The organism is Porphyromonas bennonis DSM 23058 = JCM 16335 (assembly GCF_000375645.1).
Lineage (GTDB): Bacteria > Bacteroidota > Bacteroidia > Bacteroidales > Porphyromonadaceae > Porphyromonas_A > Porphyromonas_A bennonis.
Genome location: NZ_AQWR01000018.1, coordinates 1 through 21,674, shown reverse-complemented (window position 1 = coordinate 21,674; position 21,674 = coordinate 1). Strand labels below are relative to the sequence as shown.

At 58.7% G+C, this 21,674-nt stretch carries 19 protein-coding genes and 1 rRNA gene; 6 read left to right on the top strand and 14 right to left on the bottom strand.

Annotated elements, in window-relative coordinates:
- Positions 1-2: 2 nt before the first annotated feature.
- The 14 genes from B088_RS04705 to B088_RS04640 all read right to left on the bottom strand — a co-directional run bounded on the left by B088_RS04705 (position 3) and on the right by B088_RS04640 (position 14,151).
- Positions 3-1,475, bottom strand: coding sequence for a UDP-N-acetylmuramoyl-L-alanyl-D-glutamate--2,6-diaminopimelate ligase (locus tag B088_RS04705; RefSeq protein WP_018107262.1), 1,473 nt, complete (start codon positions 1,473-1,475; stop codon positions 3-5).
- A gap of 26 nt (positions 1,476-1,501) precedes the next feature.
- Complete coding sequence (locus B088_RS04700) at positions 1,502-3,664, bottom strand: penicillin-binding protein (protein WP_018107261.1); 2,163 nt, start codon at positions 3,662-3,664, stop codon at positions 1,502-1,504.
- A gap of 21 nt (positions 3,665-3,685) precedes the next feature.
- Positions 3,686-4,048, bottom strand: coding sequence for an FtsL-like putative cell division protein (locus tag B088_RS04695; protein WP_018107260.1), 363 nt, complete (start codon positions 4,046-4,048; stop codon positions 3,686-3,688).
- A gap of 301 nt (positions 4,049-4,349) precedes the next feature.
- A complete protein-coding gene (locus B088_RS04690; RefSeq protein ID WP_025082053.1) occupies positions 4,350-5,360 on the bottom strand; it encodes a virulence RhuM family protein in 1,011 nt (336 codons plus the stop codon).
- Between the two features lie 202 nt (positions 5,361-5,562).
- Positions 5,563-6,318 (bottom strand): shikimate dehydrogenase family protein, encoded by a 756-nt coding sequence (locus tag B088_RS04685; protein WP_018107258.1) that lies wholly within the window; start codon positions 6,316-6,318, stop codon positions 5,563-5,565.
- Between the two features lie 15 nt (positions 6,319-6,333).
- Positions 6,334-7,950, bottom strand: coding sequence for a YifB family Mg chelatase-like AAA ATPase (locus B088_RS04680; RefSeq protein ID WP_018107257.1), 1,617 nt, complete (start codon positions 7,948-7,950; stop codon positions 6,334-6,336).
- A complete protein-coding gene (locus tag B088_RS04675) occupies positions 7,947-8,912 on the bottom strand; it encodes a hypothetical protein (protein WP_018107256.1) in 966 nt (321 codons plus the stop codon). Before B088_RS04675 ends, B088_RS04680 begins: the two co-directional genes overlap by 4 nt.
- Positions 8,899-10,950 (bottom strand): tetratricopeptide repeat protein, encoded by a 2,052-nt coding sequence (locus tag B088_RS04670; RefSeq protein WP_018107255.1) that lies wholly within the window; start codon positions 10,948-10,950, stop codon positions 8,899-8,901. The genes B088_RS04675 and B088_RS04670 overlap by 14 nt, the downstream gene beginning before the upstream one ends.
- Before the next feature lie 42 nt (positions 10,951-10,992).
- Entirely contained in the window at positions 10,993-11,232 is a 240-nt protein-coding gene (locus tag B088_RS04665; RefSeq protein WP_018107254.1) for an Imm17 family immunity protein, read from the bottom strand.
- Positions 11,233-11,240: 8 nt separating this feature from the next.
- Positions 11,241-11,660: a tRNA (adenosine(37)-N6)-threonylcarbamoyltransferase complex ATPase subunit type 1 TsaE gene (gene tsaE, locus B088_RS04660; protein ID WP_018107253.1), complete on the bottom strand. Its 420-nt coding sequence runs from the start codon at positions 11,658-11,660 to the stop codon at positions 11,241-11,243.
- Between the two features lie 166 nt (positions 11,661-11,826).
- Positions 11,827-12,129, bottom strand: coding sequence for a virulence RhuM family protein (locus B088_RS04655; protein WP_245546723.1), 303 nt, complete (start codon positions 12,127-12,129; stop codon positions 11,827-11,829).
- A gap of 436 nt (positions 12,130-12,565) precedes the next feature.
- The gene (locus tag B088_RS04650) at positions 12,566-13,195 is read right to left on the bottom strand and encodes a DUF4230 domain-containing protein (RefSeq protein WP_018107251.1); all 630 of its coding nucleotides are present in this window, start codon (positions 13,193-13,195) and stop codon (positions 12,566-12,568) included.
- Complete coding sequence (locus B088_RS04645; protein ID WP_162137996.1) at positions 13,188-13,805, bottom strand: DUF4230 domain-containing protein; 618 nt, start codon at positions 13,803-13,805, stop codon at positions 13,188-13,190. Before B088_RS04645 ends, B088_RS04650 begins: the two co-directional genes overlap by 8 nt.
- A complete protein-coding gene (locus B088_RS04640) occupies positions 13,792-14,151 on the bottom strand; it encodes a hypothetical protein (protein WP_018107249.1) in 360 nt (119 codons plus the stop codon). The genes B088_RS04645 and B088_RS04640 overlap by 14 nt, the downstream gene beginning before the upstream one ends.
- A 248-nt stretch (positions 14,152-14,399) precedes the next feature.
- Between B088_RS04640 and B088_RS04635 the strand changes: the two genes are divergently transcribed.
- The 6 genes from B088_RS04635 to B088_RS04610 form a co-directional block, all read left to right on the top strand.
- The gene (locus tag B088_RS04635; protein ID WP_155802314.1) at positions 14,400-15,767 is read left to right on the top strand and encodes a hypothetical protein; all 1,368 of its coding nucleotides are present in this window, start codon (positions 14,400-14,402) and stop codon (positions 15,765-15,767) included.
- The gene (locus B088_RS04630) at positions 15,768-17,663 is read left to right on the top strand and encodes a DNA topoisomerase IV subunit B (RefSeq protein ID WP_018107247.1); all 1,896 of its coding nucleotides are present in this window, start codon (positions 15,768-15,770) and stop codon (positions 17,661-17,663) included.
- Positions 17,663-18,124, top strand: a complete 462-nt coding sequence (gene coaD / locus B088_RS04625; RefSeq protein WP_018107246.1) for a pantetheine-phosphate adenylyltransferase — start codon at positions 17,663-17,665, stop codon at positions 18,122-18,124. Before B088_RS04630 ends, coaD begins: the two co-directional genes overlap by 1 nt.
- Before the next feature lie 96 nt (positions 18,125-18,220).
- Entirely contained in the window at positions 18,221-19,423 is a 1,203-nt protein-coding gene (locus tag B088_RS04620) for a saccharopine dehydrogenase family protein (RefSeq protein WP_018107245.1), read from the top strand.
- A 42-nt stretch (positions 19,424-19,465) separates the two neighbouring features.
- Positions 19,466-20,545: a recombinase RecA gene (gene recA / locus B088_RS04615; protein WP_018107244.1), complete on the top strand. Its 1,080-nt coding sequence runs from the start codon at positions 19,466-19,468 to the stop codon at positions 20,543-20,545.
- Between the two features lie 993 nt (positions 20,546-21,538).
- A 16S ribosomal RNA gene (locus tag B088_RS04610) occupies positions 21,539-21,674 on the top strand; the annotation flags it as partial.

Sequence of the window (21,674 nt, the reverse complement as noted above, 5' to 3'; positions counted from 1 at the left end):
GGCTACTCGCTCCTTCGCTCCTCGTCCTCAAAGACGCGGTGCACCTCCTCCACGTCGCTGAAGTGGTGCCGCACCCCATTGATCTCTTGGTAGGTCTCGTGGCCCTTGCCGGCGATGAGGATGATGTCTCCCGGCTGAGCCATGGTGCAGGCAGTGCGGATCGCCTCCCGCCGGTCCACAAGCCTGAGCGTGGAGGAGAGCTGCTCCCGGGAGAGTCCCTCGCAGAGGTCGTCGAGGATCTGCCGCGGATCCTCGTCGCGGGGGTTATCCGACGTGAGGATCAGCAGGTCGGAGTACTTCGCTGCGGTGGCGGCCATGATCGGTCGCTTGCCCTTATCGCGGTGCCCTCCCGCTCCCACGACCGTGATGACGCGTCCGTGGTGGACCCGCTGCAGGTCGGTCAGCGTGGTGAGGACATTGTCCAGCGCATCAGGCGTGTGGGCAAAGTCGACCACGGCATAGTATCCTCGCTTGGAGGCAAGGGTCTGGAAGCGTCCCGTCACCGCCGTCAGGGTGCTGATCTGGCGGAGGGTCTCCTCCTTAGGTGCCCCGAGCAGTCGCGCCGTGCCGTAGACGGCGAGGAGGTTGTAGGCATTGAAGGCACCGACCAGCCGCACAGAGATCTCCTCCCCGTCGATGATCAGGTCCGTCCCGTCGAGATGCTCCTCCAGGAGCCGTCCCTTATAGTCGGCACTCCGCTTGAGCGCGTAGGTGTGTACCTGGGCGCGGGTGTTCTGCACCATCACCATCCCATTCGTCTCGTCGAGGTTGGTTAGGGCAAAGGCTTCCGCCGGCAGTTCGTCAAAGAAGATCTGCTTGGCTCGGAGGTAATTGGCAAAGGTCTTATGGTAGTCGAGGTGATCCCTCGTGAGATTCGTGAAGATCCCGCCGGCGAAGGTGGTTCCACCGATCCGGTGCTGGTGGATTGCAATGGACGAGACCTCCATGAAGGCGTAGCTGCAGCCCGCCTCCACCATCTCGTGGAGGTATCTCTGGAGCGTCAGTGCGTCGGGAGTGGTGAGGTGACTCGGTGTCGTCTCGTCGTCGATGCGGACGCAGACGGTGGAGATCAGCCCGACCCGGTAGCCCAGCTTGCGGAAGAGCTCATAGAGGAGCGTGGCAATGGTGGTCTTACCATTGGTCCCGGTGACGCCGACGAGCCGTAGCTTGTCGGACGGGTGGTCGTAGAGATTGGCCGCCACATCTCCCAGGATCACGTCGGTATGCTCGACGCGTATGTAGGCGATCCCGGGGCGATACTCGTCGGGGACGGTCTCACAGATGACCGCTGCGGCACCGCGGTCGAGTGCCTGGTCGATGAATCGGTGTCCATCGGTCACCAGACCGCGCAGGGCGACGAAGAGGTCCCCCTTGCCCACGGAGCGCGAGTCGGAGCAGATCTGCCCGATCTCGATGCTGTCCTCCCCGGCGATCAGCTCGTGGGGGACGCCCCGCATGATTTTACTGAGTTTCATTACCTATTGTGAGATAAAGTGATGATTTAATTCTTAGGCTCCCCCAGGGTGAGACGGATCGCTCCCCCACCCTTCAGTGCCGTACCGGGAGAGAGAGACTGGTGGGTGATGTACCCTCCCCGACCGCTGCAGCTGACCTTCAGCCCGAGAGTCTCGCAGAGGTAGAGTGCATCGGAGGTGGCCATGCCGACGACGTTGGGCATCGTATTCATCCGGATGCTCAGGTCGCTGAGGCGCCGGAGACTGTCCTCGGCATGATAGCCGACCCAGTCGGCGCTCCCCTTGGGCCGCTTGACCCCCGTCACGTGAGCCGCCTGCTCCACGCCGCTGCGTAGTCCTCCGCCCATGACGTGGGTAAAGACGGTTGTCGAGTCGCTCTGCACTTCGTCTAAGCGGATCTTATGCTGCGTGGCGCTCACCTGCTCGGCAATGCTGCGGATCACCGCCCCGGGAGAGAGGGAGATATTGCCCTTATAGGGCGCATTGATCACCACCATACAGGAATACTTCGGCTTCTCGGCCGGGAAGTAGGCGGCAAAGGAGTAGCGGTGGCGGTTATTCATATACCGCCCCGCCGCATCGATGCACTGGGCGGTACCGGACTTACCGGAGACGGTCACGTTGGGTGTATTGATTCGCTTCCCCGTTCCCTGGATCACGACACCCCTCAGGATGCTCTGTAGGGAGTCTATCGCCGCCCGCCCGGCGATCTGCTTATTGATCACCTCCGGCTCGCGCTCGTAGTAGGTGCCGCCCTCGCCGGTGACGCGAGAGACGAGATAGGGCTCCATCATCTTGCCGCCATTGGCGACGGCATTGAAGAAGCGGAGCGTATAGATCGGCGGCATCTGAACACTGTAGCCAAAGGAGACCCACGGCAGGGTCCCCGGTCCCCAGTCCTTGATGTCCGCCACGCGGGCGACGGCGGTGCCGGGGATCTCCAGACGAATGGGGGAGAAAATGTTCATCCCCATCAGCTTATTGTAGAAGTCCTCCGGCCGCTTCTCAAATCCCTTCAGCACCGTCTTAGCGACGCCGATATTGGAGGACTGATACATCGCCTCCCGCACCGTGACGCGACCGAAGCCTCCCCCCTTCCAGTCCACGATCGTCAGCCCCTTGCGATAGGTGTAGCGCCCGCTGCCGGTGTCGACGGTGTCGCTCGGTGTGACGTAGCCCTCATCGAGTGCGGCGAGCATGGAGATAGCCTTGAAGGTCGATCCCGGCTCTAGCAGATCTGCCAGCGCGTGATTGGTTCGCTCGATGTAGTGTCCCTCGCCCGCCATGTCGAGATTGGAGAGCGCCTTGATCTGTCCCGTCGCCACCTCCATGACGATGGCGCAGGCCCAGGTGCCACCATACTCCTCGAGGGCGCTGCGGAGCGCTCGCTCGGTGATGTCCTGTATGGTGACATTGATCGTCGTGTAGACGCTCATGCCATTGGTCGGCAGCTTGATCGGGTCGCGGATCCAGCGTGGGGGGACAAAGATGAAGGCGTCCAGTCCCTGCTTCCCGCAGAGGACGGAGTCGAAGGCGAGCTCCAGACCGCTATTGCCGTGCGTGATGCCGAGGCTGTCGGGGTCGCGCCGGAGACTGCCGATGGTGCGCTGGGCAAGCGAACCGTAGGGTCGGATGCGGCGGATGTATCGGGAGGTGGTGAAGCCGGAGACATTCCGATTGCGGGTGCGGAGGTAGGGCATCCGGAGCATCTCCTGCAGCTCGCTGTGGGTCACCTCGCGGGTGGCGACACGCCAGGAGCGGCTCCGCTTACTGTACCCCTGCATCAGATGCTGGCGGTAGCTGGCGGCGGAGCGGTCCTTGAGGAGTCGGGAGAGGTGGTAGGCGAGGCTGTCTACATTATTGGTAAAGAGGCTGTCCACAAAGCCTCCCGCGCGGAAGTCTATGCGGGTGTCGTAGTAGGGGACGCTGATCGCCAGCGGGTGGTCCTCGTCGGAGTAGATATTGCCCCGGAGCGGCTGTGAGGGCTGATTGGCGCGGCGCATGTTGGCATTGAGCTTACTCCACGCCGGAGCATCGGTGGTTGCCGTCACCAGCGTCTTACCAAATATGATCAGCCCCACCACCAGGAGAGCCCCACCGATCAGCATATAGGTCCGGTAGGACTGTCGCAGTCTGTGTCTCTTCTGCCGCTCCTGCTTGGATAGCTTCTGCTCTGTCTCTTCCACCATTTATATCGCCTCTCTCACCGGCTATCGGTCGATGATGATGGGAGGATTCTTAGGGATGGAGATCTCCAGTCCTTCCTCACTTACGCGGCTCTCTATGGCGGACAGGCGCCTCGCACCCATCAGCGTCGACGAGGTGGAGACGTACTCCATCCTCAGCTCGGTGATCTCGCGGTCGAGCCGGTCCACCTTGCTCTTCTGCCGCAGGCTGTGGTACGAATTGAAGATACTGACGAGGCAGAAGAGTGCCACTGCCACCACCCATCTCAGGGTCCGCGTGTTCATCGAGCGAACCAAGTATTTCCCCTCCCAGAAGTCGCCTAAGCGATCCAGGAAGGTCTGACGATTGAGCTTAAACTTGGGCTTCTTCTGCCGATTCCTCTCCATCTTATTCTACTTTGAGCAAAGGTACCGATTTCACTTCATAATATGCTCCGCAAGTTTTGCCCAAAATGCCTTGCCAACTAATACCAGTATTAGTGCAGACTATTACCGGGTTTAGTCGCAACTAAACCCGGTAATAGATTCAGGCTGAGGAATACTCGTTTGACTACAATATTCTTAGTGATTAAAAGGCTGAAGCCCTGGATAAGCTTTCAGAGGTCTCTCATCAGAAGACGCTATAGTGGTTAATTGATTGCACTATTCGGGCAGCAATGATTTTCAAATACTCACATTCGCCCCTTTGTCACTCACCCCGCTTCTTTATGCCTCTTTTTGCCTGTTTGTTTAGAGCCGATATGGTCTCAAGGTAAGCTTTCTCTACGTCGTCTAAGGTCTTAGCTTTGTACTTGCGGTACTCACTTAGCGCTTTTGTCTCCATTTGCTTATGGGAGATTGAGCCAGCGCTGTCCAAAACTTTTCTACCAGTGGTGGAGAGAATGCGATCAAGCTCATCCACATAGTTTTGCATGGTCATAGGGCGTTGCTCTATGGCATTGAGTTCTGCCAAGTCAAAGTAGGCTGATACAAGGTTGTTCATCACTTTGAGTTCTTGCTCGGAGAGATAGTTTTTAGCTATCATCGCTTCGGCTTGTGTCGGCTGGCTACCTTTGAAGTTTGTCATCCCAGCAAAGGGTTTATTGCTGTCCACTCTATAGTATATCACCTCGCTAGCGGTATTTCCGTGAGCTGCAAAGTGAAGTTTGTTCTGAACTATCTTAAAGAAGGCAATACTCTTGCTACTCTTCGGGTCGTAATCAATAGCTGTGGCGTACAGGTCTAGCACTTGCCTGTACATCACCTTTTCACTGCTACGGATATCACGAATGCGATCGAGCAGCTCCTTCCAGTAATTTCCACCCCCAAGATTCTTTAGGCGATCATCATTGAGTGCAAACCCCTTGATGAGATACTCCTTCAGGACCTTGGTAGCCCAGATGCGGAAGTGTGTACCACGCAAGGACTTCACACGATAGCCTACTGAAATAATCACATCGAGATTGTAAAACTCCACATCTCGAGAAACCATTCGATCTCCCTCAGATTGAACTGTTGCAAATTTTGCAACAGTTGAACTTTTCTCTAGCTCCCCCTCTTCAAAGATGTTTTTTATATGCCTTGAAATAGTAGACTTATCTCGGTCAAATAGCTCCGCCATCTGACTGAGAGACAGCCAGACAGTATCGCCTTCAAGCTGAACCGATAGCTCAGCAAGTCCATCAGCACTTCTATATATGATTACTTCGCCTTTATTCATTGCTGTTGTAATGACTTTCACAAAGTGAGACCTACACTTCTCCATTCAAAAATACCGAATTTCTATCACACAGGGAGAGGTGGTAGTCCAAAATTTCAAGTACACATGAAAACTCTTCCTCAGAGACAATAATTTCAAGCAGGCTTGAAATTTCTGAACGGGTTATTTCATGCGTTTGCCTTTATGAGACCTTTGAAAAGGATTACCCCTCGCTGATGCGCTGGTCTCGGAAGTGGCACCAGGCCGCCTCCGCCTGAGCGCGAAGCATCGTCAGACCATTGGCGGTGCGGCAGCCGTGCGCCTGTCCCTCTGCGAGGAAGGGGGTCACCTCCGGTTCGTAGGTGAGGTCGATGAGCAGCTGCCCGGGGTGGAGTGCGTCGTAGGGTAGGGGAGGCTTGGCACCCGGGTACTTGGCGCTGCCGAGCGGGGTCGCATGTACGATCAGCGGGGTGTGGGCGAGCTGCTCCGGGGTCAGGTGGTCGTAGGTGAGTCCGCGGCTCCTCGATACCGTCTCGGAGGGGATGCCCAGCTGCTCGAGCGCCACCCGGACAGCACAGGAGGCGCCACCGCTGCCGAGGATCAGGGCGGAGGAGGGTAGGGGGCCGGCGCCGATCTCCTCTCGGAGTGAGGCAGCAAAGCCCTCCACGTCGGTATTGTAGCCGGTGAGGAGCCCCTCCCGGCAGGTGACACAATTGACCGCACCCACCGCCGATGCCAGCGGTTCGAGACGGTCGAGGTAGGGGATGATGGCGGTCTTGTAGGGCGTGGTGACGTTGAAGCCGTCCCAGTGGGCGGTCCGACGGACTTTGGTGACAAAGGGTTCCACCTCGGGACGATCGATGAGCCGGTAGGTGGAGCCCTCGAGCCCCTCGCGGCAGAAGATCTCTGCGAAGAGCTCCGGCGACCGGCTGTAGCCGATGTCGCGTCCGAGTAGGCCGAGGTGGTAGACTTTTTTCATCACCTTCGGGAGCGATTACGACTTTACCTCACCCCAACTGCTGCGGTCGAGCTTGCGGTAATTGACCGCCTCGCCGATGTGGTGGGTCAGCACCTCGGGCGAGCCCTCCAGGTCGGCGATGGTGCGCGACACCTTGAGGATCCGGTCGTAGGCGCGCGCCGAGAGACCGTAGTGGTCCATGGCGCGGCGGAGGAGCTCCCGCCCGGCGGAGTCGATGTGGATGTATTCCTTCATCAGAGCGGGGGTCATCTGGGCGTTGGTGTAGATGCCGGGGATATCCCTATAGCGTGCCGACTGTATCGCCCGCGCCCGTAGCACTCGCTCACGGATCACGGCGCTCGACTCGCCCGGCTCTCGCGACGAGAGCGCCTCGAAGGGTACCGGCACGATCTCCACCTGGATGTCGATGCGGTCGAGTAGGGGACCGGAGAGGCGTCCGAGGTAGGCGGAGATCTGCCCGGGGAGGCAGGTGCAGTCCTTCGCCGGGTTATTGTAGTTGCCGCAGGGGCAGGGATTCATCGATGCCACGAGCATAAATGAGGCGGGGAAGGTGATCGTCCCGCGAGCTCGTGAGACGGTGACGATCCTATCCTCGAGCGGCTGACGAAGCACCTCCAGCACGTGGCGGGAGAATTCCGGCAGTTCGTCTAAGAAGAGCACCCCATTGTGCGCCAGCGAGATCTCGCCGGGCTTGGGGTAGGTGCCGCCGCCCACGAGAGCGACGCCCGAGGTGGTGTGGTGGGGGGAGCGGAAGGGTCGCTGCGTCATCAGCCCGCTGTCGGGAGGCAGCACACCGGCGACGGAGTGGATCATCGTCGTCTCGATGGCCTCATCTTTCGTCAGCGGAGGGAGGATCGCCGGGAGCCGCTTCGCCATCATCGACTTGCCGCTGCCGGGCGCACCGACCATGAGGATATTGTGATTGCCTGCCGCAGCCACCTCCATGGCGCGCCGCACCTCCTCCTGTCCCTTTACGTCCGCAAAGTCGAGCATGCTGTCTATCGAGGTGACGAAGTCCGACTCTGAAGTGTGGTCGGTCACCACGTCCAGTGTCCCGGTGCCGGAAACGAAGGCGAGCACCTGCGTCAGCGTGTCGGCGGCGTAGACGGTCAGCCCATCGACGACCGCCGCCTCGCGGGCATTGGCACGCGGGACGATGATGGCTCGGAAGCCCTCCCGCACCGCATTGATCGCCATCGGGAGTATGCCGTGGATCGGCTGTATCTGACCGTCTAGTGAGAGCTCCCCCATCACCACCACGCGCTCCAGTGGGGACAGATCCAGGGGACACATTAGCCCGGCGAGGACGACGGCGAGGGGCAGGTCGTAGGCGGCGCCCTCCTTGCGGATGTCGGCGGGGGACATATTGATGATGTAGCGCCGCCGCTTCCAGGCGATACCGGACTCCAGGAGTGCCGCCTCGACCCGCTCACGGCTCTCCTTCACCGCCGTATCGGGCAGCCCGACGAGCGTGTAGCGCACACCGTCCTGGCACTGCGCCTCTATGGTGATCGTGGTGGCGGAGAGTCCGTTGACAGCTTGGCCGTAGATCTTGGCGAGAGCGTGGGAGGGACCTCTCTCTGCCTCTTCTTGATCGCCGGGGTAGCTGAGGTCGTCCGATAGTTCGATCATTTTCTCTTACTCTTCTTCAGGGGAATGGTGTCGTGCTCCAGGATGTACCGGGTCAGCTCGGGGAGGTCCGAGGGGCGATCGATGACGCTCATCAGCGTGTCTACGACGAAGTAGGCGGGGAGCGTCTCCGCCCGGAGGTTGGTGGCGAGGGTAGACGCCTCGCCGATACTGTCGCTGACGATGAGCGTCCTGCGGTCGGGCTTGGGGAAGAGGGGCGCACTCTCTCCCTGACCAATCAGGAGGAGGATGCTCTTGACGCCGAGGCTGTCGGCGGTGTGGTAGAAGGGGCGGAGCAGCGTGCTGTCCAGGTCGCTCTCCCTGAGTGCCAGTACCGCCATGAAGTGATCGGGCTTGATAAAGTCCTTGGTGATCCTCTGCTCCGTACCAAACCAGTCGGGGAAGCGGCTCACTCCGGTCTCGCAACTCAGCCCGAGCGCGCTCATGAGATCGGAGTGGCTGTATCGCGCCGTGGAGAGCAGTCTCTCGAGGAGCGACCGCTCCTGATCGGGGTAGCGCCGCAGCCCATCGAGGGCGTAGAAGAGACTGAGTCGGCGACCGCTCATCCGCCCATAGAAGTCCCTCAGGTCTGGAGTGATGCTGTCCCCCGCCTCGGTGATCAGACGCTGCCACTCCATCACCTCATCGGCGTAGCGCGCTCCCTCGATCTTGCCGGGGCGGTACTTCAGCTTGGTGGTGTCGGGGATCAGGACCGTCTCTATCAGTCCGGTGGTATCGGTAAGGACGAAGAAGTCCAGCGTGTCACGGTCGTAGCGCGCCTTATACTTCCCATCGATCGTGTCTATCCTGATGGCGGTCGTGCCGTAGGTGTAGAGCAGCGCCGGCTGTGTGCCGGGACGGAGGTCGACTGTGAGGGGACTGCCGACCTGATCCTTGCGGCCACAGCCGACGAGGATCAGCAGCAGGGTGGTGAGTAGAAGGAGAAAGGGCTTACTTTGCCTCATAAGACTGTAGGATGATGGTGTCGTAGATCAGTGCTCGCTCCCAGTCGGGGAGGTCGTACTTATCGAGCAGAGCGAGAGGCTCCCGGAGTCGGTCCGGGCTGATCTCCCCTCGGCGCAGAGCGTCGGAGAGGAGCGCTATGCCCTCTGTCCGCTCTCCTGTGGCAATACGAGCGACTCCCTCGTAGAGCGGAAGGGACGAGGAGTGGGCGCGCTTCACCGCCTCCGCCGCCTGACCCGCCTCGAGGAGTAGGGCGCAGAGGGTCTCGGAGATCTCCTTATCCTCCCCGTCGGCGAGGAAGTCCGCCTTGTAGGCTGCCTGGAGTGTCTCCTCCGGTTCTCCCCGCTCTCTCAGCAGTCGGACCCGCTCCGCTACCAGCCGGATCCTCCCGGGACCCTCCACCTGATCCTCCGCCTTACGGATGAAGTCGATGGCGTCGCTCTTTCGACCCAGTTTCACCAAGAGTGAGACCACCCTCTCTGCCGTACCGCTCCGCATTCCCTCCTCGCGGATCGCCTCCTCCAGGGCGTGGAGCGCCTCCTCGTCCCGGTCGTCCATCATGCAGACCACCGCTATGCCGCGCCACACCTCACCGGAGTGGCTCCCATAGTCCCGCTGCGATCGCTCGTAGAGCCTCCCCGCCGAGCCGTAGTGACCATCGTGCGCCACCCGCAGGGCGAGGTCGCAGAGCTGATCCTCGGTGTAGAGGTCTGCCGCCCGGGTGAAGGGTCCGTCGAGGACGAATGGATGTCCCTCGAAGGGACTGATGAAGTCGCTCGCGTCGCTGTAGAGCGTGTAGAAGCGGTAGGCCCCGAAGAGGAAGTCCCTCATCTGCTCCCGCAGCGTCATCGGCTCGCTCTCCCCGAGAGAGACCCCTGCCGGCAGGTCCATCTGCGGGATTATCCGGTCCAGACCCGGGATGAGGGAGAAGGAGTAGCGGTCGGAGGAGACCAGTCGTCGACCACCGAAGAGTGCCGTCCCCCAGTCGGCCAGCATCCTCACATTCCCCTCGATCAGGTCAGGATGGGTCGGGATATAGGGATAAAACCAATGTGCAGGGCTGCTGAAGAAGGGGAAGACCTTAAGATTCTTCACCGACGAGTACTCCATATCGAAGCGGTCCTTCTGCATGTCCCCCAGTCGTCCCATCGCATCGGCGAGGAGGCTCTCTATCTGACCGTCCTGGTGCTCGTCGAGGCTGTGGTAGAAGTTCTGCACCTGATCCTCCATCGTCGCCCCCGGCATACCGCGCAGGTGTTCCCCGAGTCCCTGCAACTTCGGCAGCACCTCCTCCGTAAAGATCCGGTCGTTCCGCTCCGTGGAGTAGGTATTGTAGAGCTCCTCCACCGCCATATGGAGCTCCTCCCGCAGCCGTCGCAGTGCGGCGAGACCACGCTCCGCCAGCTCCGGATAGAGCCTCACGATCTCGCTCTGATGCCGTCGTCCGCCCATCAGCAGGGAGGGTAGGGCGATCGCCACATCCGCCGGCTCGCGATCCTCCAGCACCTCGATGAGGAGAAGGACCTTGGCGGGATCAAACTCCTCACACAGCCCGACAAAGAGCCCTGAGAGAATGATCCGCCGCTCGATGCCGTCGGTGGACCGTCGGATCGCCTCACAGTCCGCCTCCGTCAGCCGGTCGGTCGCCCAGAGGTAGTCGAAGAGCCGATCCAGTCGGTCGAAGTACCCCGGCTCCCGCCGCATCAGCGGACGCCCCAGATCCTCGGCAAAGTCGTACCCCTCCCCCAGCCGCTCCCTCGCGGCAATGCAGCTGTAGGGCAGCCGCACATTGATCTCCCGCTCTCGCCGTATCAGCGCCATCAGCTCCCGCCCGATCTTACGCAGGATCTCATCCCGAGAGGGATCCTCCGCCCCTCGTGCGTAGTAGCTGCAGAGGAGCCGGTAAGTCTCACTCAGCTGCTCGAGTCGGCTCTTCTCAGGCAGAGAGCCCTCGCTCAGCATCCTGAGGGCGAGGGCGTAATTGCCCCGCAGGGTCTCCTCGACGAGGAGCCTGCTTCGGGCATCGGTATAGTCTTTCATCTCGTTCTCCGAAGTGGAGTAGGGGTGTCTCATAGGTAAGGCTTAGGACGTCGTGACGTGAAGGGGATCAAGGTAAAAGAGGAGGCTGCAGGCGAGGAGCAGCAGGCCGACGACGATCGTGGCGATGCGGCTGCCCTTTCGCCCAAAGACACGGAGCCAGATCTGCGCCTGAGGATTGGAGAAGAACCACTCTCTGTTAGCGATACCGACCCAGAGAGCCAGCAGCCCGGGGAGGACAAACATCCCCACTACCGCGATCTCTATCAGCAGCCTGGCGGTCATAGGAGCGCTCAGTCGACGGTGAGACGGCGCGCCCGTCCGTCGTCGATGATCTCAATGTGGAGCGTCAGAGCCTCCTCGTCGAGGAGCGGCGTCACCACCTCCGGCCACTCGATGAAGCAGTACTCGCCGCTCTCTATGTACTCCTCGAGGCCGATGCGGTAGGCACCCGCCAGGTCATCGAGCCGGTAGCAGTCGATGTGGTAGACGGCGCGATCGTCCTCGGTGTGGTACTCATTGACGATCGCAAAGGTGGGACTGCTGGTCACCTCCTGGATCCGGAGCAGCTTGCAGATCTCATCGATCAGCGTCGTCTTGCCCGCCCCCATAGGTGCATCAAAGGCCCAGACCCGGTGGTCTCCAAACTTCTCTAAGAGCTCCTCCGCCACCTCAGGCAGCCGGTCGAGTGTATAGGTGATATCGTACTTCATATCGGAATCATTCTCTTCCCACAAAAGTAGCCATTTCCCCCCTATTTCCCTTCCCTGACAGGCGCATACCGACAGCAGTGGAATCATTGCAAGGATGTTCATAGAGAAGGCAGAGGTGAATGCCGTCTCGTGCTATCAGTCCCCTTTTAGCCGTTTGATCTCTTTGTCAAAGTAATATACTCAGCATCCTGTTTTTGTCGAGAACATACCCCTTGGTGATAAAGGCATTGAGCGTTTTAGTTGCCCACTTTCTGAATCGTGTAGCTTGATCTGAATTGACTCGATAACCGACAGCAATAATAGCATCTAATGGATAAAACGTTACACTCCTGACCACCTGTCTGTCACCCTCCTTCTGAACTATTCGGAATTTCCGAATAGTTCCCTCTTCTGCCAGCTCCCCTGTGGTAAATATGTTCTTCAGATGCTCGTTGATGGTGCTTGTACTGACATCAAAGAGTTCCGCCATACGCTTCTGAGTAAGCCAAAATGTACCATCCACATAGCGCACCTGTATGCTTACGTCTCCGGAGTCATTGGTGTATAAAATGATATTGCTCTCCATTTTTCTGATTCTTTCTTTGGTGTGGCTCAAAAGTAGCCATTTCCCCACTATTCTCTCTCATCATCAGGATGCCCCTCGCACCTGCCTTCCGGCGCGTGTCAGACTAATGTCGGTCTGGGTGAAATCTATTACCGGTAAAAGAAAGAACTATTACCGGTATTAGTCGACACTATTACCGGTAATAGAATGGCCTCAGGTCAATGGCCGGAAATGACCACTGAAATGTGAGGTATATAATAGTGTGTGTGAAGTTATAGAGAGCGAAGGTCTACCCAGACGGTGTCGCAGGGAGATAGCCAGAGAAGCAGTGTGCTATTGTTGCTTTGCTGGGAGCCGGACCTTATTGCTTACGGGGGAGGAGCACCCGGTCGGGGGCGTCCGGTAGAGGATCGAAGGGGGAGGTGTAGACGACGACGGTGCCGGGGACGAGGGAGAGCATATCGGTGAGGACCGCAGCCGCTTCGCTCCGAGCACGAGAGAGATTCTCAGCCGAGGAGACGCGACGCCGGGCTTCCTCCACAGCCTTGAGTCGCATCTCATTCTCCTGCGTCGTCGAGAGGTGTGGTCCGATGAGATTGGTCCCGAAGTCACGGCTCCAGACATCTACGAGGACGAAGCCGCGGGTCTCGTCCTCCAGGACCGCCACCTCAGGCTGAGGCAGTCGGACAAAGAGCGTGTCGCCATGCTGCACCGCCGCCAGTCGCTCGACATCGAAGTAGATCCTCGTCCGGTAGTGTCCCACGCCGAAGGCCTCCGTTCGTCCGGTGCGGTACCGGACCGGCACCACCTCCTCGCTCTCCAGCACGGTCACCCGCAGCACATCGGTAATGTCGGTGATGACGGTGTCGTAGAGGTGGGAGAGCCGGGTCCGCTCCTTTGCTCTCTCTCCCCGGAGGATCAGGACGGCCCCGACGATCAGGAGGAGAAGCACCGGGATAGCTATGTAAAGCCCTTTTCGCTGCTTACTCATGGCGGTCAAATGCTATGTGAACCATCTCGTAGCCTCGAGCATGGAGCAGGCCGCTGAAGTAGGCAGTCGCCTGACGCTCCCCCCTGCGGCAGAGCAGATCGTATGTGGCACTGCCGGGGCGCAGCCGTGCAGTGGTCCGCTGGGATGCTTCATCCTGCAGCTTCTTTCGTTCCTCAGAGGTGATGGGTCTCTTGGTGCCTGTAACCCGTTCGTGGAGCACCTCGAGCGTGGGAGAGCGGCCGGCGAGCTTCACCTCCACAGGCGGCAGGGTGAGCCAGACCTTCTTCCCCTCCACTCGCACTTTATCTGTACTGAGCCGGCTCAGATCCAGGTAGGCGATGGCGGTGTGGGTAAAGGAGTAGACGCCGATGCGGTCGCCGGGACGGAGGAGATTATCGACATAGTCCGCCGCCTCGCTGAGTGAGCGGATGCCCTCGATCGTGGTGCCGCTGCCGCGGATGATGAAGCTCTCCGTCAGCTCCATCTCTGTCAGCTCAAAGTGCTGGACAGAGCGGATCTCGCCGAGGATCACCTCCTCGTTCGGGGTGCCCTCACCGCATCCGGCAAGGAGGAGGAGAAGGAGGAGAAGCGAGAACCTACTTTTTTTCATCATCATCGGGGACAGGAAGCTTCTCTCTGAGGGAGCAGACGAAGAAGAGGACCATCGATGTGATCTCGATGATCAGCCAGGTGGTGAGCTGGAAGTCGGGGACGTAGATAGGATTGAAGACCGTACCGACGCCCAGCATCAGGATCGCGAGGAGACTGATCCTCGGCTTATCCATCAGCCGCTTGTAGACGTAGTAGAGCGCAATGCCGCAGATCAGCAGGTGCATCAGGTGCATCACCCACGGCAGCCCGCCGTCAGGCATATCCAGCCGGTCGCCTCTCACCCTCAGGAAGAGCGAGATCAGGCAGGCAAGCGACCCGACGGTATAGAAAAACTTATTATTCATATCCACCGACAAAGGTACCAACTCCCCCGCTTTGCCCCAATGCTCTGGTCGAGGGGGAGCGAGTGACCAAGCAATTTTGATCAAGAAGAGACAGAAAGAGACAGAGAGAGACAACCGCTGTCGGCTGAGGTGGTACATTTGCAGTTATCCACTCGAGGGGGGCAAAGGGTGTGCATTGCAATTTTGATTACCTTTGTCGTGGGGTGTGGGGGGCTTATTCACATGCACCAAGAGTAGCAAGAGACGACATGGGTATAAAGAAAGTGTACAATAGCAGTCAGGGTCGGTGGTTCAGAAGACTCCTCGGCATCACGAAGGGCGAGGTACTGCCTACCCCGCATGAGCTGCGCATCGTGCGCGTGACGAGCAAGAGCATGCTGCGTGACTTTGTCGAGTACCCCGTGAAGCTCTACAAGGGGAGCCCCTACTACTGTCCGCCTCTCATCGATGGCGATATGGATACCCTTACGAAGGGGAAAAATCCTAACCTCGAGCACTGCGACTATGTCTGCTACCTTGCTTACCGAGGCGACCGCATCGTTGGGCGCATCGCCGGGATCATCAACCATAACTGCAACGAGCGATGGCACCAAAATCGTGCCCGCTTCGGCTTCTTTGACTTCGAGGACGATGAAGAGGTGGTCGATGCGCTGATGGATGCGGTGACGAAGTGGGCGAATGACTATGCCTGCGACGAGCTGGTGGGTCCGCTGGGCTTCACTGACATGGACCGCGAGGGGATGCTGATCGAGGGCTTCAACCAAGTCGCCACCTTCATCGAGAGCTACAACTACCCCTACTACCCCAAGCATATGGAGCGATTGGGATTTGAGAAGGATGTCGACTGGCTCGGCTTCCGCATCATCCCACCGCACACCGTGCCGGAGCGGTACCGCAAGGGGGCTGATCTCGTCCGGCGGAGGTACAATCTTGAGGCATTCTTCATTCACGACCGAAAACGCCTCGTGGAGGAGTATGCGGATGACATCTTCGACCTCTTCAATCGCACCTACAGCAACCTCTATGGCGCCAGCGTCCTCACCAAGGCGGAGACGCAGCAGCTGATCGACACCTTCCTCCCGCTGATCAATACCGATCTCATCGGGCTTGTGCGACAGGTCTCGGATGGGAAGCTCGTCGGCTTCGGTGTCGCCATGCCCTCGATCACCAAGGCGCTGCAGCGCTCTCAGGGTAAGCTCTGGCCCTTTGGCTTCATCCCGATCCTCAAGGCACTAAAGAGCCGGAAGGCGGAGGTGATGGACCTGATGCTCATCGCTGTCGATCCGGAGTATCAGGGCAAGGGACTGATTGCGCTCATCTTTGAGCTCATGATCCCGGTCGTACAGCAGTATGGCGTCCGCTTCCTCGAGTCCAATCTGGAGCTGGAGCACAACGTCCACGTGCAGGTGCAGTGGAATTTCTTCCGCAAGATCCACCACAAGACCCACCGCTGCTACGTCACTCCGCTGACGGAGAAGGGCGAGGAGCTCGCCAAGAGACGGCGCGAGAAGAGGGCAAAGGAGGAGGAGACACGCAGTGAGGAGCAGCCCAATAGGCTGCTGATGCCGCGCGCCTCCGTGGAGGAAATGCAGAAATACGAAGGAGAGAATAGCTAAATGACCGACGCAGAAGAGAAGCTTACCCCCACACCACTAACATCTACACCTGACCCCCTCTACCAGGAGGATAAGATCGTTACCCTCAATCCGATGGAGCACATCCGGCTCCGTCCCGGTATGTACATCGGTAAGCTGGGCGACGGTACCGCTCCCGACGATGGTATCTACGTGCTCCTAAAGGAGGTGATCGACAACTCCATCGACGAGTACACGATGGGGTACGGTAAGCATATCTACATCACGATCGACGAGGAGGAGCGCCGCCACGTCACCGTCCGCGACCACGGCCGAGGCATTCCTCAGGGCTCTCTCGCCAAGGCTGTAGGCACGATGAATACTGGCGCCAAGTACGACAACGAGGTCTTCAAGAAGTCGGTCGGGCTCAATGGCGTCGGGCTTAAGGCGGTCAACGCCCTCTCCACCCGTATGGCTGTCTCCTCCTACCGCGATGGGACGGTGAAGACAGTCGTCTTCGAGAAGGGGAAGCTCGTCGAGGAGAGCGACATAGTGCCCGCACCGGGCGAGCACGACGGCACCTTCGTCGACTACTACGCAGACCCGGATATTTTCCGCAACTACCGCTACCAGCAGGACTTCGTCCACAGCATGATCCGGATGTATACCTATCTCCAGCCGGGTCTGACGATTCACCTCAATGGCACCCGCTTCATCTCCCGTAATGGCCTCCTCGATCTCCTGGAGGATAATATGACAGCCACACCGCTCTATCCCATCATCCATCTGCAGGGAGACGACATCGAGGTGGCGATCACGCACTCCACGCAGTACGGCGAGGAGTACTACTCCTTTGTCAACGGTCAGAATACCCTCCACGGTGGGACGCATCTGTCGGCCTTCAAGGAGGCGATCGGCAAGACGGTGAAGGAATTCTTCGACAAGAACTACGACTACAACGACATCCGCTCCGGCATCACCGCCGCCATCAGCATCCGGATCCAGGAGCCGGTCTTCGAGTCGCAGACCAAGACCAAGCTCGGCAGCCGTGAGATCTCCGAGGGCGGCATCTCGATCCAGAAGTTTGTCATCGACTTCGTCAAGCTTCAGCTCGACAACTACCTTCACAAGCACCCCGACACCGCTGAGATCCTGCAGAAGAAGGTGGTCGACAACGAGCGGGAGCGGAAGGCTCTACAGGGCATCTCCAAGAAAGCTAAGGAGCGGGTCAAGAAAGCCTCGCTCTACAATAAGAAACTCCGCGACTGCACCGTCCACTTCAATGACCCCAAGGCGAAAGACCCGGAGCGCACCGAGATCTTCATCACCGAGGGACTCTCCGCCAGCGGCAGCATTACCCAGAGCCGCGACCCGGAGTACCAGGCGGTCTTCTCCCTCCGCGGTAAGCCGCTCAACTCGTACGGCCTCTCGAAGAAAGTGGTGTACGAGAATGAGGAATTCAACCTCCTCCAAGCTGCCCTCAATATCGAGGACGGACTCGAGGACCTCCGCTACAATCGCGTCATCGTCGCCACCGATGCTGATGTGGACGGCATGCACATACGCCTGCTGATCATCACCTTCTTCCTCCAGTTCTTCCCCGAACTGATCCGTGAGAATCACGTTTTCATCCTCCAGACGCCCCTCTTCCGTGTGCGAGACCGCCAGGGCAAGGAGATCATCTACTGCTACGACGAGCGGGAGCGCAATGAGGCGATGAAGAAGATCGGCAAGAGCGCCTCCGTCACCCGGTTTAAGGGACTGGGAGAGATCAAGCCGGAGGAGTTTGGCAACTTCATCGGCGAGAATATGCGGCTCGACCCCGTGGTGATGAAGAAGGAGGACAACGTCCCCGAGCTGCTGAAGTTCTACATGGGCACCAACAGCCGCGAGCGGCAGGACTTCATTGTAGAGAACCTTGAGACTGACGACGTTTGATGAGTAAGCCACTGATCGGCCTCTTTGCCGGATCCTTTGACCCCTTCACGATAGGTCATGATGACCTCGTCCGCCGCGCCCTTGGCGTCGTCGATGAGCTGCACATCCTCGTGGGCATCAATGTCGGCAAGCAGTACGACACCACACCCGAGCAGCGGGTGGAGCAGATCGCCCGGCTCTATGCGAATGAGCCGCGCATCACCGTCGCCTCCTACGAGGGGCTCACTGCCCACTATGCTCGTCGGGTCGGAGCCACCGTACTGGTCCGCGGCATCCGCTCCGTGAGAGATATGGAGACTGAGCGGGAGATGGCGGAGACACACCTGAGCCACTTCGGACTCGACACGATCTTCTTCTTCACCCGCCCGGAGCTCGCCGCCATCTCTTCACACCTCGTCCGAGAGCTCGCCCACTTCGGTGAAGACACCGGTCGTTACCTCCCCACGCCTCCCACTCCCTGACGTGAGGCACCAGTCTCAGGACTAAGGTCGGACAGCTAAGTTTTTGGTACCTTTGAGACGATAGATTATGACACATACACTCATTAGTATCCATATATGAAAGGACGCGTACTTATTATCGGTGCCGGTGGCGTCGGTACCGTCGTGGCTCAGAAGGTAGCCATGAATAGGGACATCTTCACCGACATCACCATCGCCAGTCGGACGAAGAGCACCATCGATGCCCTCGTGGCCAAGATCCCCGGAGGAAAGGACTTCATCAAGACCGCTCAGGTCGATGCCGATGACGTGGAGCAGCTCTGCGTGCTTATGCAGCGCGTACAGCCCGAGCTGGTGATCAATGTCGCCCTCCCGTACCAGGACCTCCCCATCATGGATGCCTGCCTCCGCTGCGGGGTCAATTACCTCGATACCGCCAACTACGAGCCCAAGGACGAGGCGAAGTATGAGTACAGCTGGCAGTGGGCGTATCAGGATCGATTCAAGGAAGCGGGCCTCACCGCCATCCTCGGCTGCGGATTTGATCCCGGTGTCTGCAGCGTCTACACCGCCTACGCCGCCAAGCACCACTTCGACGAGATCACCCACCTCGACATTGTCGACTGCAATGCGGGAGATCACCACAAGGCCTTCGCCACTAACTTCAATCCCGAGATCAACATCCGCGAGGTAACCCAGCACGGGCGCTACTATGAGGACGGCAAGTGGATCACCACCGAGCCGCTCGAGATCCACAAGACCCTCACCTACCCCGAGGTGGGTCCCCGTGAGAGCTACCTGATGTACCACGAGGAGCTGGAGAGCTTGGTCAAGAATTACCCCTCCCTCCGCCGGGCGCGCTTCTGGATGACCTTCGGACAGGAGTACCTGACCCACCTCCGTGTGATCCAGAATATCGGCATGGCCGGCATCGAGCCGATCAAGTACAAGGGCGTCGACATCATCCCCCTGCAGTTCCTCAAGGCAGTCCTCCCCGACCCCAAGGAGCTCGGGAGTGACTACACCGGCCAGACCTCCATTGGCTGCCGCATCCGCGGGCTACGTGGCGGCGAGGAGCACACCTACTACATTTACAATAATACCGACCACGCTGAGGCCTACAAGGAGACCGGCGCCCAGGGCGTGAGCTACACCACCGGTGTCCCCGCGACCACCGGCGCGATCATGTTCTTCAAGGGCCTCTGGAGTGGTCATGGCGTCTTCAATGTCGAGGAGTTTGACCCCGATCCCTTCCTCGAGGAGGTGGCCAAGCAGGGGCTCCCCTGGCACGAGCTGCACGACATCGATCTGGAGCTCTGATGACCTCTTTTATAAAGGAAAAAATAAGTGACAAGCACTACTATGGCAGATAAGAAAGAGATGGGCGAGGATCAGAGCATCACCGACGAGATCGAGGGTGCAGCCTCCAAGTCTCACCGCATCGAGGCGGATCCCAATAAGCTCAAGGCAATGCAGGCAGCTCAGGCCAAGATCGAGAAGACCTTCGGCAAGGGCTCGCTGATGAACATGGCCTCACAGGAGGTGCAGCCCATAGAGGCGATCCCCACCGGCTCCCTCACGCTCGACCTCGCGCTCGGCATCGGCGGCTATCCCCGCGGGCGCATCGTGGAGATCTACGGGCCGGAGTCCTCCGGTAAGACGACGCTCGCGATCCACGCCATCGCCGAGGCTCAGAAGCTCGGTGGGCTCGCCGCCTACATCGATGCGGAGCACGCCTTTGACCGCGTCTATGCCGAGGCCCTTGGTGTCGACCTCTCTCGTCTCTGGATCTCCCAGCCCGACGACGGCGAGCAGGCGCTCGACATTGCTGAGAACCTCATCCGCTCCTCCGCCGTCGACGTCGTCGTCATCGACTCCGTCGCCGCCCTCACCCCTAAGAGTGAGATCGACGGCGAGATGGGAGAGAATAAGCTCGGCCTCCAGGCACGACTCATGAGCCAGGCGCTCCGCAAGCTCGCCGCCCTCATCAGCAAGACCCGCACCTGCTGCATCTTCATCAATCAGCTTCGCGAGAAGATCGGCGCCTACGGCAACCCCGAGACCACCACCGGCGGCAACGCACTTAAGTACTACGCCACCATCCGCATCGACATCCGTCGCAGCACCGCCCTCAAGGACGGTGATGAGCAGGTGGGTAACCTCACGAAGGTGAAGGTGGCCAAGAATAAGGTGGCCCCGCCCTTCCGTCGTGCAGAGTTTGACATCATGTACGGCAAGGGCATCGCCAAGTCCGGTGAGCTGGTCGACATAGCCGTCGACATGGGCATCATCGACAAGAGCGGCTCCTGGTACAGCTACGGAGACATGCGCATGGGACAGGGACGCGAGGCGGCCAAGACCCTCCTGGAGGAGAATCCTGACCTCGCCGACGAGGTAGAGGCCAAGATCAAGGCTCGCATCGCTGAGGACAACGCACAGTAAGAAGTAGTCGGTAGGAGAGAGGCAGAAAGCGCTCTTTGATAGATGCAGTTGGCAATTTCGGCTCTTTAAGTCAAAAAGTTTGCTAATAAGCTGATTCGTTACTGCTAAGTAACAGCTTTGGGCACCTTGACGTACAGCCCATTTTGTCGCACCTTTGCACCATTACAATCACAAGATGCGTAACCTAATCAATCTTTCTTACCTAACATCCTAATATATTTTGTGGAACCTATAGTAGGGGTTGCACGTGAGTGCAACCCTTATTTACTCCACAGGAGTGAAAGGGCCACACAATAAGAGAGGGCAGATCCGTTGCAAGCGGGGTCTGCCCTCTTTTTTGCGTCTCGGCTCTGGGGGAAATCTAATACCGGTAATAGTGCGAGGGCTGATGGGAGCGGGGTCTCTGCTCCTGTCTCGGGTAGGGTTGTTTAGTGGAGGAGTGGATTTCTTTTGGGCTGATTTTCAGGATAGTGTGAGATTTCTTTGAGGAATTATCGGGACAGGGCTTGCGAGGAATGAGAAAAGTTGTACCTTTGCACTCGCAAAGCCGAGAGGGGGTACGCTCCTGAGGTGCTCCGGCAGAGGTCGGGGCGAGCGGGTCGCAGAAAAAGAATTTTTTCGGATCGCTTGCAGGAATGAAAAACTTTCGTACCTTTGCACTCACATCACCGCCCGAGGGGCTGGAGATGCTGAAACAGAGATCATAGACATAAAGATAAGACAAGGGCATCGCCCTTCTTAGAGATAGGGAGTGAGCGATGTGAATTGTGTAAGTACAAGACAAGAAAACAAGTAGTATACCAGTTTTCACGATGGGACAGTAATAGTGTCACTTCGTCTGAGACCTAGAGAGATACAACTTGGGTGAAAGTTTAAGTGACGATATATATACGTCAACGTACGAAACCAATAAAGCGAAGAGCAACATACGAGCAGCTCTTGATCCGCTACNTGATAGTAGAGGAAGAAGAGCAAAGGAACAAAATTTTCTTAACAATGGAGAGTTTGATCCTGGCTCAGGATGAACGCTAGCGATAGGCTTAACACATGCAAGTCGAGGGGTAACGTGTTGGAAGCTTGCTTCCGATGACGACGACCGGCGGATGGGTGCGTAACGCGTATGCAACTT

Excerpts from the sequence above, each read along its gene's own strand:
- B088_RS04705 (WP_018107262.1), bottom strand. The coding sequence starts at position 1,475 with ATGAAACTCAGTAAAATCATGCGGGGCGTCCCCCACGAGCTGATCGCC.
- B088_RS04700 (WP_018107261.1), bottom strand. The coding sequence starts at position 3,664 with ATGGTGGAAGAGACAGAGCAGAAGCTATCCAAGCAGGAGCGGCAGAAG.
- B088_RS04695 (WP_018107260.1), bottom strand. The coding sequence starts at position 4,048 with ATGGAGAGGAATCGGCAGAAGAAGCCCAAGTTTAAGCTCAATCGTCAG.
- B088_RS04690 (WP_025082053.1), bottom strand. The coding sequence starts at position 5,360 with ATGAATAAAGGCGAAGTAATCATATATAGAAGTGCTGATGGACTTGCT.
- B088_RS04685 (WP_018107258.1), bottom strand. The coding sequence starts at position 6,318 with ATGAAAAAAGTCTACCACCTCGGCCTACTCGGACGCGACATCGGCTAC.
- B088_RS04680 (WP_018107257.1), bottom strand. The coding sequence starts at position 7,950 with ATGATCGAACTATCGGACGACCTCAGCTACCCCGGCGATCAAGAAGAG.
- B088_RS04675 (WP_018107256.1), bottom strand. The coding sequence starts at position 8,912 with ATGAGGCAAAGTAAGCCCTTTCTCCTTCTACTCACCACCCTGCTGCTG.
- B088_RS04670 (WP_018107255.1), bottom strand. The coding sequence starts at position 10,950 with ATGAAAGACTATACCGATGCCCGAAGCAGGCTCCTCGTCGAGGAGACC.
- B088_RS04665 (WP_018107254.1), bottom strand. The coding sequence starts at position 11,232 with ATGACCGCCAGGCTGCTGATAGAGATCGCGGTAGTGGGGATGTTTGTC.
- tsaE (WP_018107253.1), bottom strand. The coding sequence starts at position 11,660 with ATGAAGTACGATATCACCTATACACTCGACCGGCTGCCTGAGGTGGCG.
- B088_RS04655 (WP_245546723.1), bottom strand. The coding sequence starts at position 12,129 with ATGGCGGAACTCTTTGATGTCAGTACAAGCACCATCAACGAGCATCTG.
- B088_RS04650 (WP_018107251.1), bottom strand. The coding sequence starts at position 13,195 with ATGAGTAAGCAGCGAAAAGGGCTTTACATAGCTATCCCGGTGCTTCTC.
- B088_RS04645 (WP_162137996.1), bottom strand. The coding sequence starts at position 13,805 with ATGAAAAAAAGTAGGTTCTCGCTTCTCCTCCTTCTCCTCCTCCTTGCC.
- B088_RS04640 (WP_018107249.1), bottom strand. The coding sequence starts at position 14,151 with ATGAATAATAAGTTTTTCTATACCGTCGGGTCGCTTGCCTGCCTGATC.
- B088_RS04635 (WP_155802314.1), top strand. The coding sequence starts at position 14,400 with ATGGGTATAAAGAAAGTGTACAATAGCAGTCAGGGTCGGTGGTTCAGA.
- B088_RS04630 (WP_018107247.1), top strand. The coding sequence starts at position 15,768 with ATGACCGACGCAGAAGAGAAGCTTACCCCCACACCACTAACATCTACA.
- coaD (WP_018107246.1), top strand. The coding sequence starts at position 17,663 with ATGAGTAAGCCACTGATCGGCCTCTTTGCCGGATCCTTTGACCCCTTC.
- B088_RS04620 (WP_018107245.1), top strand. The coding sequence starts at position 18,221 with ATGAAAGGACGCGTACTTATTATCGGTGCCGGTGGCGTCGGTACCGTC.
- recA (WP_018107244.1), top strand. The coding sequence starts at position 19,466 with ATGGCAGATAAGAAAGAGATGGGCGAGGATCAGAGCATCACCGACGAG.